22 protein-coding genes are annotated in these 22,934 nt (G+C 61.9%); 7 read left to right on the top strand and 15 right to left on the bottom strand.

The features are described 5' to 3' along the window. The first annotated feature begins 219 nt into the window (after positions 1-219). The gene (locus RS027_RS05325) at positions 220-456 is read left to right on the top strand and encodes a hypothetical protein (RefSeq protein ID WP_311954888.1); all 237 of its coding nucleotides are present in this window, start codon (positions 220-222) and stop codon (positions 454-456) included. Positions 457-702: 246 nt separating this feature from the next. Beyond that, entirely contained in the window at positions 703-2,169 is a 1,467-nt protein-coding gene (locus RS027_RS05320) for a peptide MFS transporter (protein WP_311954887.1), read from the top strand. Positions 2,170-2,182: 13 nt separating this feature from the next. On the opposite strand, the gene RS027_RS05315 is transcribed toward RS027_RS05320, so the two are convergent. The 3 genes from RS027_RS05315 to RS027_RS05305 form a co-directional block, all read right to left on the bottom strand. Further along, positions 2,183-3,655: a phospholipase D-like domain-containing protein gene (locus RS027_RS05315; protein ID WP_311954886.1), complete on the bottom strand. Its 1,473-nt coding sequence runs from the start codon at positions 3,653-3,655 to the stop codon at positions 2,183-2,185. Between the two features lie 64 nt (positions 3,656-3,719). Next, positions 3,720-4,697: an NADPH:quinone reductase gene (locus RS027_RS05310; RefSeq protein WP_311954885.1), complete on the bottom strand. Its 978-nt coding sequence runs from the start codon at positions 4,695-4,697 to the stop codon at positions 3,720-3,722. Positions 4,698-4,777: 80 nt separating this feature from the next. Beyond that, on the bottom strand, positions 4,778-5,350 hold the full coding sequence (locus RS027_RS05305; protein ID WP_311954884.1) for a hypothetical protein: 573 nt from the start codon (positions 5,348-5,350) through the stop codon (positions 4,778-4,780). Between the two features lie 156 nt (positions 5,351-5,506). Here RS027_RS05305 and RS027_RS05300 point away from each other — a divergent pair, with 156 nt between their 5' ends. Beyond that, entirely contained in the window at positions 5,507-6,220 is a 714-nt protein-coding gene (locus tag RS027_RS05300) for a haloacid dehalogenase type II (RefSeq protein WP_311954883.1), read from the top strand. A gap of 70 nt (positions 6,221-6,290) precedes the next feature. Beyond that, positions 6,291-6,740 carry a PACE efflux transporter gene (locus RS027_RS05295; protein WP_311954882.1) on the top strand — a complete coding sequence of 150 codons (450 nt, stop codon included), beginning with the start codon at positions 6,291-6,293 and terminating at the stop codon, positions 6,738-6,740. Here RS027_RS05295 and hydA read toward each other — a convergent pair. The 8 genes from hydA to RS027_RS05255 form a co-directional block, all read right to left on the bottom strand. After that, positions 6,737-8,194, bottom strand: a complete 1,458-nt coding sequence (gene hydA / locus RS027_RS05290) for a dihydropyrimidinase (RefSeq protein WP_311954891.1) — start codon at positions 8,192-8,194, stop codon at positions 6,737-6,739. The two genes, RS027_RS05295 and hydA, sit on opposite strands and share 4 nt — an antisense overlap. 33 nt (positions 8,195-8,227) lie before the next feature. Beyond that, positions 8,228-8,638 (bottom strand): allophanate hydrolase-related protein, encoded by a 411-nt coding sequence (locus tag RS027_RS05285; RefSeq protein WP_311954881.1) that lies wholly within the window; start codon positions 8,636-8,638, stop codon positions 8,228-8,230. Between the two features lie 96 nt (positions 8,639-8,734). Further along, complete coding sequence (locus RS027_RS05280) at positions 8,735-9,439, bottom strand: GntR family transcriptional regulator (RefSeq protein ID WP_311954880.1); 705 nt, start codon at positions 9,437-9,439, stop codon at positions 8,735-8,737. Between the two features lie 130 nt (positions 9,440-9,569). Continuing rightward, positions 9,570-10,325 carry an aspartate/glutamate racemase family protein gene (locus tag RS027_RS05275; protein ID WP_311954879.1) on the bottom strand — a complete coding sequence of 252 codons (756 nt, stop codon included), beginning with the start codon at positions 10,323-10,325 and terminating at the stop codon, positions 9,570-9,572. A 43-nt stretch (positions 10,326-10,368) separates the two neighbouring features. Next, positions 10,369-11,649 (bottom strand): TRAP transporter large permease, encoded by a 1,281-nt coding sequence (locus tag RS027_RS05270; RefSeq protein WP_311954878.1) that lies wholly within the window; start codon positions 11,647-11,649, stop codon positions 10,369-10,371. Beyond that, on the bottom strand, positions 11,646-12,203 hold the full coding sequence (locus RS027_RS05265; RefSeq protein ID WP_311954877.1) for a TRAP transporter small permease: 558 nt from the start codon (positions 12,201-12,203) through the stop codon (positions 11,646-11,648). Before RS027_RS05265 ends, RS027_RS05270 begins: the two co-directional genes overlap by 4 nt. Continuing rightward, entirely contained in the window at positions 12,200-13,201 is a 1,002-nt protein-coding gene (locus RS027_RS05260; protein WP_311954876.1) for a TRAP transporter substrate-binding protein, read from the bottom strand. Before RS027_RS05260 ends, RS027_RS05265 begins: the two co-directional genes overlap by 4 nt. Positions 13,202-13,580: 379 nt before the next feature. After that, positions 13,581-14,372 carry an AraC family transcriptional regulator gene (locus tag RS027_RS05255; RefSeq protein WP_311954875.1) on the bottom strand — a complete coding sequence of 264 codons (792 nt, stop codon included), beginning with the start codon at positions 14,370-14,372 and terminating at the stop codon, positions 13,581-13,583. Between the two features lie 86 nt (positions 14,373-14,458). Here RS027_RS05255 and RS027_RS05250 point away from each other — a divergent pair, with 86 nt between their 5' ends. Further along, complete coding sequence (locus RS027_RS05250; protein WP_311954874.1) at positions 14,459-15,646, top strand: MFS transporter; 1,188 nt, start codon at positions 14,459-14,461, stop codon at positions 15,644-15,646. A gap of 43 nt (positions 15,647-15,689) precedes the next feature. On the opposite strand, the gene RS027_RS05245 is transcribed toward RS027_RS05250, so the two are convergent. The 3 genes from RS027_RS05245 to RS027_RS05235 form a co-directional block, all read right to left on the bottom strand. Then, positions 15,690-16,730 carry a GlxA family transcriptional regulator gene (locus RS027_RS05245; RefSeq protein ID WP_311954873.1) on the bottom strand — a complete coding sequence of 347 codons (1,041 nt, stop codon included), beginning with the start codon at positions 16,728-16,730 and terminating at the stop codon, positions 15,690-15,692. 232 nt (positions 16,731-16,962) lie between these two features. After that, the gene (locus RS027_RS05240) at positions 16,963-18,423 is read right to left on the bottom strand and encodes a sodium:solute symporter family protein (protein WP_311954872.1); all 1,461 of its coding nucleotides are present in this window, start codon (positions 18,421-18,423) and stop codon (positions 16,963-16,965) included. A gap of 5 nt (positions 18,424-18,428) precedes the next feature. Then, positions 18,429-18,563: a hypothetical protein gene (locus RS027_RS05235; RefSeq protein ID WP_311954871.1), complete on the bottom strand. Its 135-nt coding sequence runs from the start codon at positions 18,561-18,563 to the stop codon at positions 18,429-18,431. 185 nt (positions 18,564-18,748) lie between these two features. Here RS027_RS05235 and RS027_RS05230 point away from each other — a divergent pair, with 185 nt between their 5' ends. Next, positions 18,749-19,627, top strand: a complete 879-nt coding sequence (locus RS027_RS05230; protein WP_311954870.1) for a LysR family transcriptional regulator — start codon at positions 18,749-18,751, stop codon at positions 19,625-19,627. An 86-nt stretch (positions 19,628-19,713) separates the two neighbouring features. Here the strand turns inward: RS027_RS05230 and RS027_RS05225 are convergent, their stop codons facing one another. Then, positions 19,714-20,922 carry a M24 family metallopeptidase gene (locus RS027_RS05225; protein ID WP_311954869.1) on the bottom strand — a complete coding sequence of 403 codons (1,209 nt, stop codon included), beginning with the start codon at positions 20,920-20,922 and terminating at the stop codon, positions 19,714-19,716. Between the two features lie 461 nt (positions 20,923-21,383). On the opposite strand from RS027_RS05225, the gene nhaC reads away from it, so the two are divergent. Next, positions 21,384-22,895 (top strand): Na+/H+ antiporter NhaC, encoded by a 1,512-nt coding sequence (nhaC, locus tag RS027_RS05220; protein ID WP_311954868.1) that lies wholly within the window; start codon positions 21,384-21,386, stop codon positions 22,893-22,895. The last annotated feature ends 39 nt before the right edge of the window (positions 22,896-22,934 follow it).

Raw genomic sequence — 22,934 nt, 5'->3', positions numbered from 1 at the left:
GTTCATCCGTGAGCATTTGTCGGGGCATGGCAGGCTTGCAGTTTGTTGGCTTAGGAACCTTTATTCTGTGAGCTTGCCCCTATCCTGCCAATACCCCTGCCATGAAACGTCAACAGACCCTAGTGTCAGCTGTAACACGAAGCATGAAGCCGGGGGTGATATGCCCACCGCGTAACACTCTCCGTTGTCGACGTTATCCAATGTGTAGGGAAGAGCTTTATGAGTAATATCAAGCAGTCGCTGCTGGCGCCCGTTTTTATCGTAACGGCGCTGGGCCTGGCCGCCTGCGACGGCGGCTCGGACATGCCCGCAGAGCCCGAAACGGGCAGCCCCGATGGCGGGCAGATGCAAGATGACCCAATGCAAAATGATCAAATGAACCAGGATCCTGCCGACAGCGGCATGGGCGGCAGCGAACCCTCAGCAGGCGGCGGCAATACCGGTACCCCTGAATGATGTCCCTCCAGCGGCACCTCTGGCGTGCCGCTTTTTTGCTGCCTGCCTCCGGCCAGGCGCTGCAGCCCTGCCCCTATTGCCTGAGTTCATGTCGTAAAATTTGAGCGGATGCCTTGCCAAGCCGTTTGCGTATGCTTTATACAGAGCCCCGCGCTTGAACAGCACGGCGAGCCCTGCCGCTTGCTCGACGGCGAGTCCGCTTAATGCCTTAACCGATCACTAGCCGCATAGTGATGTGGAGCCAACATGAACGACCTGCCAAACGACGGCCGTGCCCAACGCGAACGCACTTTCTTTGGCCACCCCTGGCCGCTTGCGACGCTGTTCGGCATGGAGGTCTGGGAGCGCTTTTCCTTCTACGGCATGCAGGCGATCCTGCTGATCTACCTGTATTACGAGACGTCCCGCGGCGGGCTGGATATCAGCCAGCCGGTGGCGATTGGCATCGTCGGTGCTTACGGCAGCGGGGTGTATCTGGCGGCGATTCTCGGGGGCTGGTTTGCCGATCGGGTGTTCGGCGCCGAGCGCACGCTTTTTTACTCCGGCATTATTGTCATGCTGGGGCATACGGCCCTGGCGCTTATTCCCAGCGTCCACGGCGTGGCCGTGGGGCTTGTGTGCATCGCGGCGGGCGGCGGCGGGGTCAAGGCGACCTGCTCGTCGCTGGTGGGCTCGCTCTACGCGCCGGGGAGCCCGCGGCGGGACGCGGGGTTTTCCCTCTTCTATCTGGGCATTAACGTCGGTGGTTTCGCCGGGCCGCTGCTCACCGGGTTTTTGCAGCAAAGCGCCGGCTTTCATTACGGCTTCGGCATCGCCGCCCTCGGCATGGCCATTGGCCTTTTGCAGTATGCCAAGGGGCGCAAACGGCTGCCGGAGGCGCAGAAGGCCGCGCCGACGCCGCTGGCCGAAGGTAGCGCCAAGCGCTATGCCATTGCCGGCGTTGCTGTCGTTGCCGGTCTCGCGCTAGCCATCGCCGCGGGCTGGGTTCGCGCCGACAACCTTGCCGCTGTGCTGCTGGGCATCATTGCGTGCGTGTCCGTTGCCTACTTCTATGTGATCCTGCGCTCCGATCGGGTGACCGACGAGGAAAAGCGTCGGGTTTACGCCTTTATTCCGCTGTTTTTGACCAGCGCGGTTTTCTGGGCGCTCTACAGCCAGTTCTATACCGTCATTACCGCGTTTTTCGACCAGCGCGTGAATCGCGACCTCGGGGGCTGGACGGTGCCGGTGGGCTGGCTGGTGTCCGTGCAGGCGTTGACCATCATTGTCTTTTCCGGCGTGTTTGCCTGGCTGTGGACCAGGCTCGGCAAGCGCCAGCCCTCGTCCGCGGGCAAGTTCGTGCTGGCCATGGGCATCATCGGGCTGACCTTTCTCGGCTATGTGCCGTTTTTGGGTAGCCTGGCGGACAGCATGCCGCTGGCCGTGCTGGTCGTGCTGCTGCTCGGCTTTACCTGCGCCGAGCTGTGCCTCTCGCCGATTGGCCTGTCGGTCTCGACGAAGCTTGCGCCCCAGGCGTATCAGACGCAGATGCTGGCGCTTTTCTTTATGTCGATGTCGCTGGGCTTTGCCTCCGGCGGAGAGCTGGGCGGCCTCTACACCCCGGAAACCGAAGTGACCTATTTCATTACCATGGCGGCCATTGCCCTGGGGAGCGGGGCGCTGCTGCTGGTTTGCCTGCCGTTTATCCGCAAGACCATGCGGGGGGTGGACTGACGCCCGGACGCGGCTAAAAGCTGGAAAGCCCGGTGGCCTCCATCAGCCGGTAGCGCCAGCGCTTCCACGGGCTGGCGGCGGGGTCTTCCGCCAGGGCTATGCTGGTGCGCCGTGACGCCGGGGAAAGCCACTGGCGTTCAAACAGCTCGGCGGCCCGGGCGATCGCCGGGGTGGCGTCGCTGCCCGCAAGCGACACGCTGGTTTCCAGGTTGAGGTTGTCGAGATTGCGCCGGGTGAGGTTGGCCGAGCCCAGGATCAGCGTCGCGTTCGCCGGCGAGGTGTCCGTGGCTTGTCGGTGCAGCAGCAGCTTGGTGTGGCACTGCTCGCCCTGGGTAAAGCACCAGCGCACCTGGGTGCCGGCCCCGGCAAGTTCGGCAGCCACCGGCCGGTTGGGAATGCCGCTTTTCTTGATTCCGAAGGCCTCGCGGTTAGGGTCCAGCAGCACTCGCACGGCCACGCCCCGGGCGCTGGCGGCTTTTAATGCCTCGACGGTGGCGCGGTGGGAAAGGTAGAACATCGCGATATCCAGACGATCGCCGTCGCCGGCCTGTTGGATGTGGCCGAGCGCGGCATCGCGGATCGCCGCTTCGGTGAGAAGGCGCAGGCGCGCGCTCTCGGTGCCTTCCGGCGCGGTTTCCGCCCGCTGTCTGGCGGTTTTGGCCGAGGCCGCCGGCCAGGCGTTCGCGTCAGGCGCTTTTCCGCTCTTCGACCAGCCGGCCAGAAGGCGCTCGGAGGCCAGTAGATCGAGCGCCGCCGGGCCGCTAAAGCGCAGGGCGACGTTATCGTGGCGGCTGCTGGCGTCGTGGGGGTTGGCGCTGGTCACCAGCCCGGCCCAGTCGTTGCCCTGGTCGACCACCAGGGTCTTGCGGTGGTTGGCGCGGAAGTTGGCCAGCGTCAGGTAGCTGCGCAGGGTGATGCGGCCGTCACCCAGGGGGTTGGGCAGCCAGCCGCCGCCTTGATCGTTGCCCAGCCGGTTCAGCCCCAGGTGCCAAAGGCCCGACCACAGCGGATTGGAGGCGCGCAGCCGGGACAGATCGGTAATGATCAGCTCCACGCCGGCGTCTTTCAGCCGCGCCAGGTGCTCGGGCAGCAGGGCGCCGTAAAGCGTATTGAGCGGGTCGGTGATCAGGCGCACGGTCATCCCGGGGTGCCGGCGCTTTTGCGCAATCAGGGCATTGGCCAGCTCGTCGGAGAGCGGGCGCACGTCGTCGTTATCGGCGCCGGCGGCAAAGTCGTTGAACAGGAACATATCCACGACGATGAGCCGTCGGGCCTGGGCGATCATGCCCATCACCTCGTCAAAAATGGCCTGGCGGCGGTGCTGGCGGCCGTCGGCGTCGTACCAGGTTTCATCCGTCAGCAGGCGCACGTCGTCAGCCGGCCGCGCGGGCCAGGCCACGCCGACGCCGTCGGGCAGCGGCTTGTAGCGCTGCCACAGCCCCATGGCCAGCCAGGCAGCCGCGAGTAGCAGCAGCGCCCAGAGCATTATGCGTTTGCCTCGCCGGCGCCGGTCATGGCTCATCCTCAGCTGGGGCATCGGGGGTGCCTGTTCAAAGAAGTAAAAGGGTCGAGCCGGTGGTGCGCCGCTCGGCCAGCGCCCGCTGGGCATCGCCTGCCTGGCTGAGCGGATAGCGCTGGGCGATATCGATGCTCACCCGGCCGCTTTCCAGCATAGCGAACAGCTCGCCTGCCATGGTCTCTAGGCGCTCTCGGGTCGTGGCATAGCCGTTGAGGCTCGGGCGGGTGACAAACAGCGAGCCCTTCTGGTTGAGAATGCCCAGGTTGACGCCTTCTACCGGGCCCGAGGCGTTGCCAAAGCTCACCATCAGGCCCCGAGGCTTGAGGCAGTCCAGAGAAGTCTCCCAGGTATCCTTACCCACCGAGTCGTAGACCACGTCGCACATGGCGCCGTCGGTGATCTCGCGCACGCGCTCGACGACGTTTTCACTGCGGTAGTCGATGACTTCCTGGGCGCCGTTGCGCCGTGCAAGCTCGGCTTTTTCCGCGGAGCTGACGGTGCCGATCAGGCGCACGCCCAGCGCCTGCGCCCACTGGCAGGCAATCGAGCCGACGCCGCCGGCGGCAGCGTGCCAGAGAACGGTTTCACCCCCCCGAAGCGGGTACGTCTGGCGCAGCAGGTACTGGGCGGTAAGCCCTTTGAGCATGCAGGCCGCGGCGGTCTCAAAACTCACCGCCCGGGGCAGGGCAATCACTTTGTCGGCGGGCAGGGTGTGGTAGTCTGAGTAGGCGCCCAGCGGCCCCTGAGCATAGGCGACCCGGTCGCCTTCGCGCAGATGGGTGACGCCCTTGCCCACGGCGTCGACCACGCCCGCGCCTTCGGTGCCCAGCCCCGAGGGCAGCGAAGGCGCGGGGTACAGGCCGGTACGCACGTAAATATCGATGAAGTTCAGGCCGATGGCCTTGTTCTGCACGCGCACTTCGCCGGGGCCGGGATCCGCCGGGGTGGTTTCCACGAGTTCGAGAACCTCGGGGCCGCCGGGGCGCGAAAACTGAATACGCTGGGACATGGTAAAAAAACCTCGTATAAAAGACGGGCAGGGCATCGTCCAGTCAATCGCGGGGAAGGCGCGGGATCAAGGCGGCGGCCTTACAGCGTCGCGGGGAAATTCGCCAGACCGTCCGTAAAGCGCTGCTTATAGCTCTCGAACAGCGTTGGGTCCCGCTTGAGGCTCTGGGCCACGGCGTCGTCGTCTACGCCCAGCGGCGGCGACAGGTCGTCAAGGCCGGTGGCCGGGTGCCGTTCGTTCAGGCCGATGTGGGTCCCTTCGGGGCCGGCAAACCAGCGGCTGATACCGGCGCGCTTGAAGCGCTCCCGTTCGGCGCCGTCGCCGGTTTCGATACGCAGCGGGGCGCGCAGGGCAAGCTCACTGATCAGCCGCAGGGTCGGAGAGCTATCCGACCGGGCGTCAAGGTCCGCCATCAGCATCGGCGTCATGCCCTGGTTGGCCTTGTCCAGTACCAACAGCGCCAGCGCAAGGGGGTGGGCATTAGCGTCCACTAGCGCCAGAACCCGGGCCGCCTGCTGGTCAAACAGCACGCCGGCGACGCCGGCAAAGCGCAGCAGTGGCGTCAGGCCGGCATCGCTGCCGAAGGTGTCGGCACACAGCCGCGCGAGGCAGGCCTCGCGCTGGTCGGGTTCATTGACCTGAATCACTCGCATGGTTTGCTTATCTCCTGAGCGTGCCCGGCACGCGCCTGACTGCCGATACGTCGCGAAAAACGACGGGGAAAACAGGCAGAGCCTAGCACAGACGGGGCGGAGACAGGCGCCCGCCCGCCGACTCACTATTTTGGCCACATCAACCAAGGAGACACCATGGCGGAGACAGCGCAGGAGTCAACATCGCCGGCGGTGATCGTATTCGACGTAAACGAGACGCTGCTGGATATTACCCACCTGGCGCCGCTTTTTGATCGCGTCTTCGGTGACAAAGCGGTGCTGAGGGAGTGGTTTGCCCAGCTGGTTCTTTACTCGCAGGCCCTCACGCTTGCCGGCCTCTATACGCCCTTCGGCGAGCTGGGAGCGGGCGCGCTACGGATGGTTGCCGATATTCACAAGGTGAACCTGGCCGAGCCCGATATCGCCGAGCTGAAAGAGCGGCTGAGCACCATGCCGGCCCACGCCGACGCGGCCCCGGCCCTTGCCCGGCTGCGCGATGCCGGCTTTCGCCTGGTCACCCTGACCAACTCCGCCGGCGGCGCTTCGCCGACCCCGCTGGCCACCGCCGGGCTAAGCCAATTTTTCGAGCGCTCGTTCAGCGTTGACGCGGTCAAGCAGTTCAAGCCGGCGCCCGACACCTACCGCTTGGTGGCTAAGGCGCTGGCCGTCGAGACGTCTGACCTGTGCCTGGTGGCGTGTCACCTGTGGGATACCATCGGCGCCCAGGCGGTGGGCTGTCGCGGTGCCTGGGTCGCCCGCTCCCACAACGCCATTCTACCGGCACCCGGCGTGCCGCTTCCGGATATCGTCGCCTCGGGGCTTTCTTCCCTGGCCGATCAGCTGATCGCGCCGGCGGACCGCCGCGGCTAGCGCCGCTTGAAGCGGTTAGGCGCTGCCCGTATCTTATGCTCCCCGCACCGGTTCAACCAAGGAGCGTGCCATGCGCACCGTCAAGGATCGTATCCGCCATGCGCTGTCGTTTGAGGTCATCGGCATACTGCTGGTGATTCCGCTTGGCGCCTGGGCGTTCGACAAGCCGGTAAACGATATTGGCGTCCTTGCCATCGTCGGCGCGACCATAGCTACCTGCTGGAACTACGTCTACAACCTGGGGTTTGACCACGCCATGCTGCGCCTTTCTGGAAGCGTGCGTAAAACGCTGCTGATCCGCGTGGTGCACGCGCTGCTGTTTGAAACCGGCCTGCTTATTGCCCTGCTGCCGTTCTTTGCGTGGTACCTCGGCATTTCCCTCCTGCAGGCGTTCCAGATGGATATCTCTTTCTCGGTGTTCTATGTCGTTTACGCCTTTGTCTTCAACTGGGCCTACGATGCTCTCTTCCCCGTGGGGTTGGAGAGTGGGGCCGCCGGGCATAAACCCTGTACGCATTAAAACCCTTTGGCCTGGCCGCGCGGGCGCGCCGGCTGGGGCTTGTCGCACTCGAGGAACTCGCCGTAGCCGGCGTCGATCTCGGGCTTGCCGTCGCGGGCGACCACGCGGCCGCGGCATAGCGTCAGCACCGGGCGCCCGGTGAGCTCGATGCCTTCGTAGGGCGTGTAGTCCACGTCGTGGTGCAGCTCGGCGTTGCGAACGGTGCTCTTGGCCGATGCGTCCCACAGCGTGAGGTCGGCATCGCTGCCGATAGCGATGGTGCCCTTGCGCGGATACAAGCCGTAGATCTTGGCGGGGTTGGTCGCGGTCAGCGCTACAAAGCGGGTAATGTCGATGCGCTCCTTGACCACGCCTTCGGAGAACAGGATCGGCAGGCGCGTTTCAAGCCCGGGGATGCCGTTGGGGATGTGCTCAAAATGGGCGTTTTCCCCGCGCAGCTTTTTCCCTTTTGGATCCTCGAAGCGAAACGGCGCGTGGTCCGAGGAGAAGATCTGAAAGACGCCGGACTCGAGCCCCTCCCAGACGGCCTCCTGGGCGGCCGGGTCCCGGGGTGGCGGGCTGCACACGTACTTGGCGCCGTCGAAGCCGTCGCGGTCCAGGTCCTCGGCGGTGAGCATCAGGTACTGGGGGCAGGTCTCGGCGTAGACGCGCAGGCCTCGGCTCTGGGCCCAGCGGATCTGTTCGATGGCCTCGGCGCCGGAGACGTGGACGATCAGCACCGGGACGTCGATCAGCTCCGCCAGCGAGATCGCCCGGTGGGAGGCCTCGCGCTCGCCGATGCGGGAGTGGGCCACGCCGTGGTAGTAGGGCCCGGTGTTGCCGCTTTCGGTCAGGATCTCGGTCAGGTAGGCGATGCAGTCGGCGTTTTCGGCGTGGACCATGACCATGGCGCCTTCGCGCCGGGCCAGCGCCAGCACGTTGAGGATCTCGCGGTCGTTGAGCTTGAGGTCGTCGTAGGTCATGTAGATCTTGAAGGAGCTGTAGCCTTCTTCGATCAGCGCCGGGAGCTCGTCTTTCAACACCGCCTCGGTAGGGTCGGTGACGATCATGTGAAAGGCGTAGTCGACGCAGGCCTGATTATCGCTTCGCCGGTGGTAGTCGTCCACGGCGGCGCGCAGGCTTTGCCCCTTGTGCTGGGCGGCGAAGGGGATCACCGTGGTGGTGCCGCCGCAGGCCGCCGAGCGGGTGCCGCTGTAAAAGCCGTCGGCCATCACTGCGCCGTCGCCCATGGGCTGGTCCAGGTGGCAGTGCGCGTCAATGCCGCCGGGCAGGATCCGAAGGCCGTCGGCGTCGATGGTGTCCGCGGCGTCGCCGAGCTCGTGGCCGAGGGCGGCAATGCGGCCGTCCTTAATACCGATGTCGGCGTAGAAGGCGTCGACGGCGGTGGTGATCAGGCCGTTTGTGATCAGGGTGTCAAAGCGCGGCATCTCGCTGCTCCTTTTTTGTCGTTGTATCTTGCTGTCGCTTTACTGTCTGTTAGCCGGCCGTCAGCTCTGGGACTGCCGGCCCGCCTGGTAGGCAAGCCAGCCGCCGCTGTGGGTGATGTCCACGACGTCCGGCCCGTCGATCAGCGACTCTCTCAGGCGCATGCTCAACGAGCCCGAGCCGTCTTCCAGCTCGATGACCATCAGCTCCAGCTCCACCGGCTCATTGGGCAGCAGGCTTTCCCGCAGCTGGGCGTAAGGCAGCTCATAAAGCTCACCGGGGATGCTGGCGCCACCATCCTGGGCGGGCACCAGCCCGGGGAACTCGTCGCGCACGGCATAAAAGCGGTAGCTGGGCGCGGTGTTGGCCTGGCCGAGGAAGGTGCTGCCGGCCAGGGCAAAGCTGATCGAGCCCCCGGCCAGCGCCTGGCCGTTTACAAACATCCGCACCTTGAGTTCCTTATTGTTCTGCATAGCTGCCTCTGTTCAGGGGAAAAATTTAGGGGAAATGTTCAGGGAAAAAGTGGCGGTGCGCCCGTTCGGGCCGCCGATACGCCCCGCCAGGCCCGCTTAGCGGGCGCTATTGGTAATGGCTTCGCCGGTATGGCGCACGTGATCGGATAGCAGCCGTTGAGCCTGCTCGCCGTCCCGTGCCTTGAGCGCCTCGAGAATGGCACGGTGCTCCTCGGTGGACTCCTGCCAGCGGCCGATGCTGTTCAGCGCCAGGTAGCGTGCCCGCTCAAGGCGTCCCAGCAGGCGGCGGTGAGTTTCTTCCAGCACCGGGTTCTTGGCACCGGCCACGAGCAAAGCATGAATGCGCTGGTTGAGCTCGAAATAGCCCGTTTGATCGCCTTGGACATGGAGTTTTTCCAGGCGCTCCTGTAGCGTTTCCAGGCGCTTGAGTTCGGTATTGGTCAGGCGGCTGGCTGCAAGCCCCGCCGCGAAGCCTTCAATGCCCGCCTCGGCCTCGAACAGATGCTGCAGTTCCTGGGAGTCGATCAGCGTCACCACGGCGTTGCGGTTGTGCCGGATCGTCACGAGCCGGTCGCTTGCCAGCATGCGCAGCGCTTCGCGCAGCGGGGTCCGCGAGATATCCAGCTGTTCGCACAGTTCCGGCTCGACGATGCGCTTGCCCGGGGCCAGCTCACCGTGAACGATCATCCGCTGAAGTATCTGATAGGCCTCCTGGGCCAGAGATCTGGACTGAACGCGGCGCTGCGGGGGCGGGGTTTCGGCCATATCGGATGCCGTAGGGGAGCCGGTGGCATTGCTCATTGCGCAGAATCTCCTGATCAACATGATGTTCAGAGGCCGGTGGCTTTCCCTAAGGCGTGGGCGGACCAACGCCTTAGGGCATGCTTTATACTTTATATCAGTGTTTTATCTAAGCGGTGTTTGTTCAACCTTAAGTACCGATCGGCTGGCGGCCAACCAGTTCGGCAAGCGAGGCTTCAAGCCCCTGGCACGGTTTGGTCGGCGGTTGGGCATAGCTGCCGGCGGTGGGGGTTTTGGCGGCCATGTCGGCCATGGCCTGCGCCTGGATCACGGCACAGGTTACGCCGTCCAGGGCCGGTACCGGCATCTGGTCGGCCACGGAACGGGCAAGCCCGGCCAGGGGGGCGCCGGCCAGAATCAGCACGTCGGCGCCGTCTTCTTCTACGGCGCGCCGGCCCAGCTCGATCAGTCGCTCGCCCTGGTTTTCCTGTACCTGACCGATATGCTGTAGCGGCTCATCCAGGGCGCGAATGCTCGCCAGGCGCCCCTCAAGACCGTAAGCCGCGACGCGTTCGCGGTACCAGGCCTGAATGCGCTGGGAAATGGCGATGATCGAAAAGCGCCCCCCTTGCTGGCAGGCGCTCATCAACGCCGCCTCGGTCATCCCGACCACCGGAATCGGCATGATCTCGCGCAGGGCGTTGAGGCCCGGGTCGCCAAAGGCGGCGACCACGATGGCGTCGTACTGGCGGTAGTGCTGCGCGGCAATCTGCAGGGTGGCGTAGCCGCCGATCAGCGATTCTGCCCGGGTCTCGATATAGGCCACGCCAAAAGGTGCGGTGGCCATGGAAAGCTCGGTGGCGGGGCGAATGCTGCGCGAGGCTTCCGCCTCGATCAGGTTCGTTACGTCCTGGGAAATGTTGGGATTGATGACCAGTAGTTTCATGGCAAACTCTTTCGCGTGAATAAAAGACGGCGTCGCGCCTGGCTCAGTAGCCAAGGGCCCTGGGCAGCCAGGTCACGATACCGGGGAAAAGGAAGCAGGCGGCCAGCACGGCGTACTGGAAGACAATGAACGGCCAGGCGCTTTTCATCAGCTCGCTCAGGTTAATGTTCGAAATGCCGCACATGACGAACAGCAGCACCCCGACAGGCGGCGTCATCATGCCGACCACCAGGTTCATGACGAACAGGAAACCGAAGAGCAGCGGGTCGATGCCGTAGGCCAGGGCAATCGGCGCCAGCAGCGGCACCAGCATGATGTAGGCGGCGTTGGACTCGATGAACATGCCCACCAGGATCAATAGCCCCATCACCAGCAGCAGGAAGACCTGCGGGTCGGAGGTGAAGTCCTGCAGCCAGTTGGCCAGCTGGATCGGCACCAGGTCGATAGTGAAGGCAAACGTCATGGTTGAGGCAAAGGCAATGAGCGCGCCGACCATGGCGGCGGTGACCGCGGCGTTGAACATGGCCTTGGGAATATCCGACAGCCGCAGTTTGCGGGTGACGAAAAAGCCCATGAATATGGCGTAAACCACGGCGATGGCCGCCCCTTCGGTGGCCGTGAAAGCCCCCGCCACGATGCCGCCGACGACCACAATGGGCATCAGCAGGATCGGCAGGGCGCGCCAGGTCTGAACCAGCACGTGCTTCAGCCCCAGGCTGCCGCCGGTGAGCGGATAGCGCCGCTTTGCCGAAATAAAGGAGGCCAGCCCCATAAAGCCCACGGCAAGGATGATCCCCGGCACTACGCCGGCCATGAACAGCCCGCCGACGGAGACGCTGGAACCGGCCATCAGCGCATACACGATCATGGCGTTACTCGGCGGAATAATCGCCCCGAGGTTGGCCGCAGAAGCCACCACTGCGCTGCTGTAGCCGGTACCGTATTTCTCGCGCATTGACGGCACCAGCGAGCTGCCCAGCGCGCTAGCGCTGGCAACGGCGGCGCCGCTGACGGCCGCGAGCACCATGCCGGCAAGAATGGCCACGTGGGCCAAGCCGCCGTGTACCCGGCCGATCAGGGAGTTGGCGAAGTCGACCAGGCGCTGAAGAATACCCGCGGCCACCATGAGCTCGCCGGCCAGCATGAACAGCGGAATGGCCATCAAGGGGAAGTTGTCGATGGAGTGCATCATGCGCTGGGGCATGACGGAAAAATCCATGTCGCCGACAAAAAGCCCTACCAGCGACGCCAGGCCGAGCGCAAAGGCAAGCGGCATGCGCAGGAAGGCAAAAACCAGAAAAGTAATGACGATGGACAGGGTCATGAGGTTGCTCCCTCCTTGACCGCCGCGGGGGCGCTGGGCAGCGGCTCAATCAGCAGCATTTGCGCTATCAGGTGCAAGAGGCTGTGGCCGGCGCTGATCAGCACGGCGATATAGAAGATGGCCGCCGTCACGGGGATGGTGGGCATCAGCTGCTGCCATTTATCCGCGACGGCGCCAAGCGACAGCCACACCAGAGCGATCATCACCAGGGCGCTGGCCAGGGCCATCAGCCGCGCGAGCTGGCGCTGAACCGCCCGGGGCAGCAGGCCCACGAAGACGTCGATGCCGACGTGGATGCCTATTTTTATCCCGTGAGGGATGGCCAGAAAGATCGCCCAGACGAAGAACAGCCGCGACAGCTCATCCGCCGAGTCGATCGATGCCGAGAGGACGTAGCGGGCAAACACCTGGGCGGTGACCAGGATTGTCATCGACGCCATGGCCAGGATGATGGCGTAGTAGGACGTGCGATCGATCGCCAGCATCGTGACAAGAAAACGCTTTTTGGCGGGGCTGGAAGCGTGCGCTTCCAGCCATGGCGCTCTGGGTTTCATTTGTCCAGCTCCGCCTGAACGGTTTCCACGAACTCTGCGCCAATGTTGTTCTTGACGTCATCGACGACACCTTGGGTTGCGGCGCGCAGCGCTTCGCGGGTCTCGTCGGAGAGCGAGGTGAATTCCATGCCGCGATCGACAAGCGTCTGGCGTGCGGTTTTGGCTTCCTCGGCGGCCTTGCTGCGCTGCCACTCGACGGCAACGTCCATGGACTCGGTTACGGCTTGCTGCTGCTCGTCGCTCAGGCTCTCAAACTTGTCCAGGTTGGCGATGATAACGATGTAGTCGTAAAAGTGGCGGCTATCCGACAGGTATTTCTGCACTTCGTCGAGGCGGCGGGTGGCGATCACGCTGTAGGGGTTTTCCTGGCCGTCGATGACGCCTTGCTGGAGCGCTCCGTAGACTTCCTTGATGCCCATGGAGACAGGGTTGGCGCCCAGATCACGGAAGGTATCCAGGTGGGTCTGGTTGGGCTGCAGGCGAATCTTGAGCCCTTCAAAGTCGCCGATTTCCTTGATCGGGCGCTCATTATTGGTCACGTTGCGAAACCCCAGTTCCATATAGCCAAGGGCGGTGAAGCCCTTTTCCGCCAGCTTCTCGTCGAGCATTTCACCCACCTCGCCGTCGATGACGCGAAAGGCATCCTCGCGGCTGTCGAAGGCAAAGGGCAGGCTCATCGCCTCGAATTCCGGCACGATGCGCGACAGGTAGGCGATACCTACCCAGGTGCCCATGATTGCTCCGGAACTTACCTGGTCGATGTTTTCGCCCGCGCCTCCGAGCTGCATGCCGGGGAAAAGCTGGGCCGTGAGGTTGCCCTCGGTGCGGCTGTCCAGCTCCTCCTTGAAGATTTCCATGGCTTTACTGCTGGAGTGGTCGTTCGGAAAGTTGCCGCCAAAGCGCATGGTATCGGCGCTGGCAAACGCCGGGGCGCTGAGCCCCAGGGCCAGCAGGGCCGTGCAGCAGTGGCGGGTTAGGCGTGTTGTTGTTGTCATCATGACGGCTTCCTCGCTGTGCGATTTATTCAGTGTTGCGCGATTCAAGGCATGAAGGGATGCCTCACAGAACCGTAGCCGAGTTTTGGAAAAATACAAAATACAAAATACTGTTTTTTTATAATATCTTTTAAAACAAGCACTTAATATTTTATATAAGCATAAGTTGTATATTTTTTAGGAATTTATATATTCCTTTAAAAATTAATTCGCATATTTGTTAAACTTTAGGCGTAAGATGGGCGTGGCTGCGGAGCCCCGCTGACCGAAGGGGGACACAAAAGCTAGCTTCAGAATTCCGGGAAGCCGGGTGAGGAAAATCAGCATCGGGACCCCTAATTCGCAAAGTGAATGTCCGCTGGCAAGAGGCGAGTCAGTCGGGCTAACGCAGCGCCGTAAAATACTGGGCGGGCGGCTTGCCCAGGGATTTTTTGAACATGGTGATAAAGGCCGTGACCGAATCATAGCCAAGGGTGCCGGCGACCTGCTGCACCGTGGCGCCCCCGGCAAGCTCGCTCAGGGCGACAAGTAAATGGAGCTGCTGGCGCCAGCGCCCGAAGGTCAGCCCCGTTTCCCGCTGCACCAGCCGGGCAAGCGAGCGTTCGCTCATGGCAAGCCGGCTGGCCCACTGCGCCGCGGTGGCGCGATTGGCGGGGTTCTGCTCCAGGGCATCGGTCATCAGACGGATCTTGGGGTGGTCCGATACCGGAAAGTGCAGCTGCTGAACGGGAGCCCGGGGCAGCTGCTCGAGTAGTACCGCCGCCAGGCGCGCCGTGGGGCCTTCGTGCGGGTAGTCCGGCGTTTGCGCAAGGTGCTGGATAAGTTCGCGTACCAGCGGACTGATCGCCAGGGTGCAACATTCGTCCGGCAGGGCGGCGCCGCCGGGCTCGATGAACAGAAAGTAAATATGCGCGTTTTCCGTGGCGCGGTTGCTATGCGGCATGCCGCCGGGGATCCACACCGCATGGTGCGGCGGTACTATCCAGATGGCATTGGGCACGTCGCACGTGACGCCGCCGCGCAGCGCCAGTACCAGCTGGCCCTTGCGGTGCCAGTGTACCGGCTGCTCCACGTCGTTCTGCGTAACCTCTACCTGCAGCGCCACCACCGGCCGGTCATGAGGATCCGGCTTGAAATGCTGCAGTAAGTCGGTCAGTCCGGTGCTTTTTGTCATGATTTAGCGATCGATGGTCATTGTTGTGATATTAAAACATGAAAATGCTGGCTACAGTGCAGCCCTTTGTCGCAACAGAGCGTGTCATGACTCACTCGATAGACCGTAAAGTGGCCGGCAACGGTGTCTTGCTGGCAGGCATTCTTCTAATCGCCGCCAACCTGCGTGCGCCCTTCACGGGCCTGCCGCCGATACTGGGCTACCTCAACGAGGCGTTTAGCCTAAGCACCATGGCCGCCAGCGCGCTGACCACGCTGCCGCTGTTGGCGTTTGCCGTGGTGTCGCCGTTTAGTGCCCGAGTAGCGCGCGGGCTGGGAATCGAGCGCGCGCTGTTTGTGGCGCTGGTCGTCGTGGCGGCCGGCATTGGACTGCGCTCATCAGGCCCGCTATGGGGGCTATACGCCGGCACTGTACTGATTGGCATGGGCATTGCCGTGGGTAACGTGCTGCTGCCCAGCCTGATCAAGCGCGACTTCCCCCAGCATATCGCCATGGTCACCGGCGCCTATGCGCTTTCCATGGGCGTGGCCGCCGCGCTGCTTTCGGGCCTGGCGGTGCCGTTGGCTGAGCGGTGGAACTGGAACGGTGCACTACTGGCCTTTATGGTGCTGCCGCTGGCGGCGCTGGCCGTTTGGAGCACCCAGCTGAAGGCGGCGCCCGCGCCGCAGGCAGGAGGTCAGGCCACCGCGCCGGCTCAAGGCGTGAGCATCTGGCGCGCGGGCCTGGCCTGGCAGGTCACGCTGTTCTTCGGGCTTAACTCCACCATCTATTACGTGGGCATTGGCTGGCTGCCGTCGATTCTGGCGGAAGCGGGCATGTCGCCGGAACGCGCCGGCACCGTTCACGGCGCGCTGCAGTTTGCCACCGCCGTGCCCGGGCTGGTGCTGGGGCTACTGCTGCGCCACATCCAGGATCAGCGCCTGCCCGCCGCCGGCTCGGCGCTGATGTCAGCCGTTGCCCTGCTGGGGCTGATGCTGGCGCCGCAGCAGGCGCTTTGGTGGTCGTCGCTGTTCGGCCTGGGCACCGGGGCGGGCATTATCATGGGGCTTTCGTTTATCGGCCTGCGCACCGGCAGCGCTCGGCAGGCGGCTTCGCTTTCGGGCATGGCGCAAAGCGTCGGCTATACGCTGGCCGCTGCCGGGCCGCCGCTCATGGGCATGCTGCACGACGCCCAGGGTGGCTGGCAGCTATCGCTGGGCATATGCGCCGTGCTGGCCCTGGTGATTGCCGTGATGGGTATGCTCGCCGGACGGGATCGGCGAATCGAAGTGTGATGAAGGTTGAGCTGCTATAAGCGCCCCCATAACTTCCCGGTCATCATGTCGCGAGACCGGGCTTGGGGTCGATATGCAAGAAGAAGGGGTCGGCGAGCTCCGCCTGGAGCTCGCCCGCGCGCTTTCTGGCATCGGTCGGGGTTATCTGGAAGGTTTCGCGAAACAGGCGTGAAAAATGTGCCGTGTCGGCGAAGCCGCAGCGCTCGCCGATGTCGGTCACGCTCTTCCCGGTATAGCTGAGCAGCCAGAGGCCATAGCGCAGGCGCAGGTCTCGCGCGAACTTCTGCGGGCCGACGCCCAGCTCCTCGCGGAACTTGCGCTCGATATTGCGCCGCGAGGTGCCCACGCGTCGGGCCAGCTCGTCGACCGAGATCATTTCACCGAGGTGCTGCTCGACGATCGTAATGGCGCGGCGAACGACCCGGTCGGTAACCTTTTCGAAGACGACCGGCTGGGGTTGAGGGTGGGCCCCCTCGCGGGCCTCGTCGATCAACATGATATGCAGACTTTTCTTGGCCCACGCCCGCCCCAGGTGGCGCTCCACCAGGTAGGCAGCAAGATCCGCCGAGGCGATGCCGCCGGCACAGGTAAGTCGATCACCGTCATCGATGAACAGCCGGTCGGCGACGGGGTCGATCTCGGGGAAGCGGCTCACCAGGTCGCGGTGGTGGTACCAGCTGATGCAGCAGCGACGGCCCTTCATCAGCCCGGCCTGAATCAGCGAAAACACCCCGGTGCAGACGCCGACCAAGGGAACGTCGCGGCTCGCCGCCTCCCGGAGGTAGTCGAGCGCCGCCTCGTCCCTCGTCTCGCCCCGCTCCAGGACGCCACCGATCACCACGATATAGTCGAACTCGCCCGGATCCCGGAAAGGCTGGCAGGCAGTGGTCGCACCGCAGCTGGAAGTCACCTCCTGCGCGCCGCCGGTCATAAAGGCCCAGTGGCAGCGCAGCTGTCGGCTACGGTCACCCTCGTCGGCCGCCAGACGCAAGCAGTCGACGAAGGCCGCGAAGGGCAGCAGAGTAAAACGCTGCAGCAGAACGAAGCCGACGGCAAGCGGTGGACCCGGAACGGAATCGGTCATGGGAGGCTCCTTGCGGCACCCACGCGCAGGCGCAGCCCGCCATGGGTACGCATGGATGACGTGCCTCTCGGACTCTAGCGCACTCCTGCCAGTAAGCAAACCAGGCTCTTAACGCCTAAGTTATGCTTGAGTTATGCTTGGCGCAAAAAAAGCGAGGCGCTGGTGGAGCGCTAACGGGCACGGGCCACGGCAGGAATATTCCGCCGTGGCCCGTCCTTCCATCGATATCCGTTCACTGGTGGGCTGGGACCGTGGCCAGGCGTACACGGTGGGTAAAGAACGAAACCCCCACGTAGCATACCGAGGATACCGCACAGCCGGTCAGCGGCCCGATCAGCCAGCCCACATCGGCGAACAGCATCATGTAGCCGCTGGTGACGAAGCCGACCAGCATGGCCACCAGCGCGCCCCAGGCGGAGCCCTGCCAGAAGGTCGAAATGAAGACGGGGCCGATTAAGCTGGCCAGCAGCGTACCGGTGCCCAGGATGCCCAGCCAGGAGAGCATGAAGGGCGGTGCGTACAGCATCATCAGCAGCGCCACGATCCCCAGGGCGACGACCGCGAAGCGATTGATCCACAGCACCAGCGAAGGGCTCTGGATGGCATCGCGGAACAGCGCCAGGCGTAGATCGTGAGAAGTCGCCGAGGCCACAGTATGCAGCAGAGAGTTGGCAGTGGACTGCATGGCAAAGAGGATAAACAGCGTGATCAAGCCTTCCAGAGCGGGGTGCATGAAATGTTGAAGGTAGAGCGGCATGGCGCTGTCCGGATCCGTCAGTTCGGGCATCTGCATGCGCATATAAAGCCCGACGATCGGCACCAGGCTAAGTAAAGCGCCGAATATAGCTACATAAATCGCCATCTTGTGCAGCTTGACACCTGGTTTGAAAGCCAGAAAGCGCACTGCCATGAAGGGCAGCACCGCTGCAAACAGAAACGCATAGGGCAAGACCAGGAATACCGCCGCCGGGCTGTCGCCATAATGGGCCCCGGTGGTGGGGTTCAAAAGCTCGGGATCGATGGTATTGAGGGCATTTTGCCATTCGGTCAGGTCAACAGTGGTCAATACCTGTATAACGATGATCACTGCGGAAAGGCTCATGCCGATGACCATCACCGTATCCGTCCAGGCCACCGCGGCAAGCCCGCCCAGCATGGTGTAGATGATGATGACGCCGATCATCAATAGCGCACTGTTGGTCAGTTCGATATCCAGCCAGCTGGCTCCCAGCAGCGCCACCGCCTTGATCTGACTGGTCAGAAATACCAGCAGCAACACGATGGTGATCAGGGCAGCCACACCCTGTACGACACGCCCCAGGGAGCCGCCGCCATGAATCTGGGCGATATACTCCGGAATCGTGTTGCTGCCCATATGCTCCGCCCTGCGCTGCAGGAAGCTTGCGAAGTAAAGCACCGCAATCATGATCGCCGGTGCGAAAAAGAAATTACCCAGTATTTCGATCGCACCAAACTGATAGGTGGCGCCGGGTGAGCCCACGAAGCCCCAGCCGCTGTAGCCAGTAGCCACCAGCGTTCCGGCACCGACAAACGCCCCCAGGGAGCGCCCTGCCAGCAGGAAGCCTCCTTCATCATCCTTCTTCATCATCTTCGAGGACAGAAAGCCCAGATAGATCATCAGACCGAAGGTGATAAACAAAAGGCCCCAGTTGAAAATTTGATAGCCATCCATAACGCTTACCCTCTCTGTCTCTGTTGTTCACGTTGTTCTTTTCTCTTACGCTTGAGCTCGCGGCGCAGGTAGGCGGCGCCAGCGTGCACCAGCGTATAAGCAGTCAACACCAGAAAGGTGGACAGTACCCAGGAATCCATGGACTTTTCCTCTTGTTGTTAAATGGAAATAGTTGAATGGAAAGGATTAGTTGGGTGTGTTGAAGTGATCCGGCGAAGAGGTAAAAGGCTATGTTTCACCTCAAAAATGAGGGTATGTCGTGCTACACTCGGCTGCCAATCAGTAAGGCAAATGCACCCATCACACATCCAAATGAGGGGAGGAAATGAAAAATATTCCTACCGACTTGTTAAGAACTTTCGTTACGATACAGGATCTTGGCGGCTTCACCAGTGCTGGTGAGTTTCTGGGAAGATCGCAGCCTGCCATCAGTCTTCAGATCAAGAAGCTCGAGGAGACACTGAATACCAAGCTGTTCCTGAGGGGGTCGACCCTGGCACTGACATCAAACGGGGACTATGTATATCACTTGGCAAAAAAAATGCTGGAAACCAATGACGAAATCGTCAATAGAGTTACCGGCGAGAATGTCAAGGGTAAAGTCAAGATAGGTATACCCAACGATCTTGAGTTAACCTTTCTACCCAAGGCCCTACGCAGCTTCTCCAAAATATACCCGAGTATATCCGTAGAGGTTGGCTGTGATATTAGCAGGGTTATCCAGAAAAAATACCAGCAGAATTTCTACGATATTATCCTGGTTATGGAAGAGGTGAATAGCCAGGAAAAGAGAGACAGCAGAGATTATCGTATCGAGCCGCTCGAATGGGTCATGTCACCCGACTACAGCATCCTGGAAGGCGAAGCCTTGTCCCTGATTACGCATCCACAGGGTTGCCTCTATCGGAAAATATCGGAAGAGGCGCTTTCCACTCAATGTCGACCCTATAGAACGACCTATACCAGCACCAGCCTGCTGGGCCTGCTGTCAGCAGTAGAAGCCGGCCTAGGTATCACGGTAATGGCCCAGTCTACGGTTCCAGAGCGCCTGAAGGGAACGCTCGGAACGTCTGAGCTCCCTCCGCTTGCCAACGTCAGTATTGGGCTCTACTACAATAAAGAAGCGCTTAATGCCGCCGCTCAACGCGTGGTTGATTTCCTGCGTTCCGGCATCGCCAACCTTGAAAAAAATGAGCACCTATAGAAACCTGCCGCCGGACAATAACTTCCGCCGGCAGGCTTAAATATTGACTCATATGGCTTTTAATATGGCTTCTATAATCCCTTCATTTATTTGATGATGTTGTGCTCAGGCCCATACGGGAAGCCGGTGATGTTATCGGCGCCGTGCTCGTTGAGCACCAGGATATCGTGCTCGCGGTAGCCACCGGCACCCGGCAGTCCCTCGGGCAACATGACCATCGGCTCCATGGAGACCACCATGTTGGGCTCGAGCACGGTGTCGATGTCTTCGCGCAGCTCGAGACCCGCTTCGCGGCCGTAATAGTGGCTCAAAGTGCCAAAGGAGTGGCCGTAGCCGAAGGTGCGATACTTGAGCAGGTCATGCTTGGCGAAGATTTCGTTAAGCTCATGGGCAATGTCACAGCAGCGCACGCCCGGCTTGATCAGCTCCTGGCCACGAGTATGCACTTCGCAGTTGGCTTCCCAGATGCGCAGGTGTTCGTCGGAGGCATGCCCGAGGAACAGGGTACGTTCCAGCGCCGTGTAGTAGCCTGAGATCATCGGGAAGGTGTTCATGCTGAGAATATCGCCGGGCTGCACGCGGCGGCTGGTCACCGGGTTGTGCGCACCGTCGGTGTTGATGCCGGACTGGAACCACACCCAGGTATCCATCAGCTCGCTGTGGGGATAAGTCTTGGCGATTTCACGTACCATGGCACGCTGGCCGGCCAGCGACACCTCATATTCGGGCACGCCCGCACTGATGGCATCGCGCACCGCGACGCCGCCCACATCGGCAACGCGTGCGCCCTGGCGGATCAGCGCGATTTCCTCCGCCGACTTGACCATGCGCATCTTCATGGTGGGTTCGCCGATATCGGCCAGCTCCACGTCGCCGAGCGCATTCAGCAGCTTCTGCTGGTACTGCAGAGTCAGGTGATCAAATTCCACGCCGATGCGCTTTTTGCCGGCACACAGCTGCTTGACGGCCTTGAAGAAGTTATCTTTCTGCCAGTCGGTGTAGACGATGTTGTCGCCCAGCCGGTTGCGCCGGTAGGGCTGACCGCCGTCGATGTTAGCCGTCACGGTAGTAAAGCTGTCCTGGGTTACGACCAGGCCGTACTCGCGCCCGAACTTGCAGTAGACGAAATCGCTGAAGTAGTTGATGTTGTGGTAGGAAGTAAATACTACGGCTTCGACATTTTCGGCGGCCATGTAGGCGCGAAGACGCTCAAGACGCCCTTTCATCTCGGCATCGGAGAAAGTGGGAACGACTTTGTCGCCGTTGGGGATATCGATAAGAGAAGGCATCTGCATATTATTCTCCTGAAGGTATTTGTTGGGGATTGTCGATAGCGCCCCGATTCCTGGCGGGTGAATTGAGGGCTGGCACTGATGACTATCGGCAGTGAGGCAGGCCACGGCAAATTACAACTCCAAATGCCCTCATTTGGAATAAATAAAAATATTAAATATCAATAGATTACATCGATTTTCCAGCGGCGCCTGCCGCATTGCGGCAGGCGATGGGCCGGCGTTCCCGACCTTTCGGCCGCTTCACAGCGCTCGTCTGTCACCTGCGCTAATGGGGCGGTGTTAAGCCATTGAAAAACGTATCGCGATTTATTTTGTAAAGCTTGTTCAATAAATTTGGCGCGTTTATTCAATCTATGCGCGTAGTGCTCCGCTATTACTAGCAGAGGCTCCATACAACGGTGCCAGGCAAAAGGCGCAAGTCTTCATTTATCCCCTACGACATATACCCGAGGGCAGCCACCATGATTGCAACCTGCCGCAAGCCTGGCTTGCTTTTGGCTTTGCTTCCCATCGCGCTTACTTTCCTGGTGCTGGGTACACAGCTATTCGTGTTCGACACCTTCACGCCCCATGTGCCCCTGGTGATCGGTATCGCCATCACCGCGGTGATGGGTCGCTATCTGGGCTGCACCTGGAAGGACATGGAGGAGGGCATGCTGCACGTGGTCAGCGTGGGCCTGCCGGCGGTGGGTATCCTGATCCTGGTGGGCATGATCACCGGCGTATGGATTTCCAGCGGTACCGTGCCGACGCTGATCTATTACGGCCTGGAGGTGCTCAGCCCGCAGGTGTTCCTGGCGGCGGCAGCGCTGCTGTGTGCGGTAGTTTCGGTATCTCTGGGCACCTCCTGGGGCACCGTGGGCACGGTGGGCCTGGCGCTGATGGGTATCGGTGCGGGCTTCGGCATTCCCGCCTACTGGACCGCCGGCGCCGTGGTGTCTGGTGCCTTCTTCGGTGACAAGGTCTCACCGCTGTCGGATACCACCAACCTGGCGCCGGCGGTGACCGGGGTGAACCTGTTCGACCATATTCGCAACCTGATGCCGACCACCTTGCCGGCCATGCTGATCGCCTTGGTCATCTATACCGTCGTCGGCTTTAACCTGGTAGGTGACGAGGCCGCCTCCTTTGAGCGTATTGCCGCTATCAATACGGGCCTGGCGGACAGCTTCACCCTTAGCTTATGGACGGTATTGCCGGTGGTGCTGGTGATCGGGTTTGCGGTGATGCGCATGCCTGCCATGCCGGTGCTGTTTACCGGTGTAGTGCTGGGCGGCCTGACGGCGGTGTGGTTCCAGGATGCTCCCGTTAAGGAGGTCTTTGCCTACGCCTTTTCCGGCTATGAAATCGCCACGGGTGTGGCCGAGATCGACGGCCTGCTGAACAGCGGCGGCATTCAGTCGATGACCTGGGTGATCACCCTGCTGCTGATTGCGTTGTCCTTCGGCGGCATCCTGGAAAGTACCGGCAGCATGAGGGCGATTATCGAGGCGGTGGTCAAGCGCGTGCGCAGCTTCGGCGCCCTGCAGTCCTCCGCCATCGGCAGTTCCATCGCCACCAACCTGGTAGCCGGCGACCCCTACCTGTCGATCGCCCTGACCGGGCGCATGTTCGGTCCCGTCTATCGCGGCAAGAAATACTCAATGCTTAATCTGTCTCGAGCGACGGAAGAGGGCGGCACTCTGGTATCGCCCTTGATCCCCTGGAACGCCGGAGGGGCCGTGGTTATCACCTCGCTGGGCCTCGGTATCTACAGCGGCAATATGGAAAATCTCTTGTATATCCCACTGGCCTTCGTCTGCTGGCTATCGCCTTTGATCGGCATCCTCTACGGCTGGACTGGCTGGTTCTCACCCAAGGCCGGTGAAGCAGAGCAGGCCCGCTGGGTCGAGCAGGGCGAGGAGGTCATGGATGTCGACCAGGTTCATGATGAGATGAATCGGACGCGAAGCAGCGTGTATCGCGTCAACTAGCATCAAATGTTCGCATTTGGATTACTGATTGGTACCCGC

The organism is Halomonas garicola (assembly GCF_031935715.1).
GTDB lineage: Bacteria > Pseudomonadota > Gammaproteobacteria > Pseudomonadales > Halomonadaceae > Vreelandella > Vreelandella garicola.
The sequence above is the reverse complement of the archived record's forward strand: the minus strand, read 5'-3'. Positions and strand labels throughout refer to the sequence as shown.

Excerpts from the sequence above, each read along its gene's own strand:
- RS027_RS05325 (WP_311954888.1), top strand. The coding sequence starts at position 220 with ATGAGTAATATCAAGCAGTCGCTGCTGGCGCCCGTTTTTATCGTAACG.
- RS027_RS05320 (WP_311954887.1), top strand. The coding sequence starts at position 703 with ATGAACGACCTGCCAAACGACGGCCGTGCCCAACGCGAACGCACTTTC.
- RS027_RS05315 (WP_311954886.1), bottom strand. The coding sequence starts at position 3,655 with ATGCTCTGGGCGCTGCTGCTACTCGCGGCTGCCTGGCTGGCCATGGGG.
- RS027_RS05310 (WP_311954885.1), bottom strand. The coding sequence starts at position 4,697 with ATGTCCCAGCGTATTCAGTTTTCGCGCCCCGGCGGCCCCGAGGTTCTC.
- RS027_RS05305 (WP_311954884.1), bottom strand. The coding sequence starts at position 5,350 with ATGCGAGTGATTCAGGTCAATGAACCCGACCAGCGCGAGGCCTGCCTC.
- RS027_RS05300 (WP_311954883.1), top strand. The coding sequence starts at position 5,507 with ATGGCGGAGACAGCGCAGGAGTCAACATCGCCGGCGGTGATCGTATTC.
- RS027_RS05295 (WP_311954882.1), top strand. The coding sequence starts at position 6,291 with ATGCGCACCGTCAAGGATCGTATCCGCCATGCGCTGTCGTTTGAGGTC.
- RS027_RS05285 (WP_311954881.1), bottom strand. The coding sequence starts at position 8,638 with ATGCAGAACAATAAGGAACTCAAGGTGCGGATGTTTGTAAACGGCCAG.
- RS027_RS05280 (WP_311954880.1), bottom strand. The coding sequence starts at position 9,439 with ATGAGCAATGCCACCGGCTCCCCTACGGCATCCGATATGGCCGAAACC.
- RS027_RS05275 (WP_311954879.1), bottom strand. The coding sequence starts at position 10,325 with ATGAAACTACTGGTCATCAATCCCAACATTTCCCAGGACGTAACGAAC.
- RS027_RS05270 (WP_311954878.1), bottom strand. The coding sequence starts at position 11,649 with ATGACCCTGTCCATCGTCATTACTTTTCTGGTTTTTGCCTTCCTGCGC.
- RS027_RS05265 (WP_311954877.1), bottom strand. The coding sequence starts at position 12,203 with ATGAAACCCAGAGCGCCATGGCTGGAAGCGCACGCTTCCAGCCCCGCC.
- RS027_RS05260 (WP_311954876.1), bottom strand. The coding sequence starts at position 13,201 with ATGATGACAACAACAACACGCCTAACCCGCCACTGCTGCACGGCCCTG.
- RS027_RS05255 (WP_311954875.1), bottom strand. The coding sequence starts at position 14,372 with ATGACAAAAAGCACCGGACTGACCGACTTACTGCAGCATTTCAAGCCG.
- RS027_RS05250 (WP_311954874.1), top strand. The coding sequence starts at position 14,459 with ATGACTCACTCGATAGACCGTAAAGTGGCCGGCAACGGTGTCTTGCTG.
- RS027_RS05245 (WP_311954873.1), bottom strand. The coding sequence starts at position 16,730 with ATGACCGATTCCGTTCCGGGTCCACCGCTTGCCGTCGGCTTCGTTCTG.
- RS027_RS05240 (WP_311954872.1), bottom strand. The coding sequence starts at position 18,423 with ATGGATGGCTATCAAATTTTCAACTGGGGCCTTTTGTTTATCACCTTC.
- RS027_RS05235 (WP_311954871.1), bottom strand. The coding sequence starts at position 18,563 with ATGGATTCCTGGGTACTGTCCACCTTTCTGGTGTTGACTGCTTATACG.
- RS027_RS05230 (WP_311954870.1), top strand. The coding sequence starts at position 18,749 with ATGAAAAATATTCCTACCGACTTGTTAAGAACTTTCGTTACGATACAG.
- RS027_RS05225 (WP_311954869.1), bottom strand. The coding sequence starts at position 20,922 with ATGCAGATGCCTTCTCTTATCGATATCCCCAACGGCGACAAAGTCGTT.
- nhaC (WP_311954868.1), top strand. The coding sequence starts at position 21,384 with ATGATTGCAACCTGCCGCAAGCCTGGCTTGCTTTTGGCTTTGCTTCCC.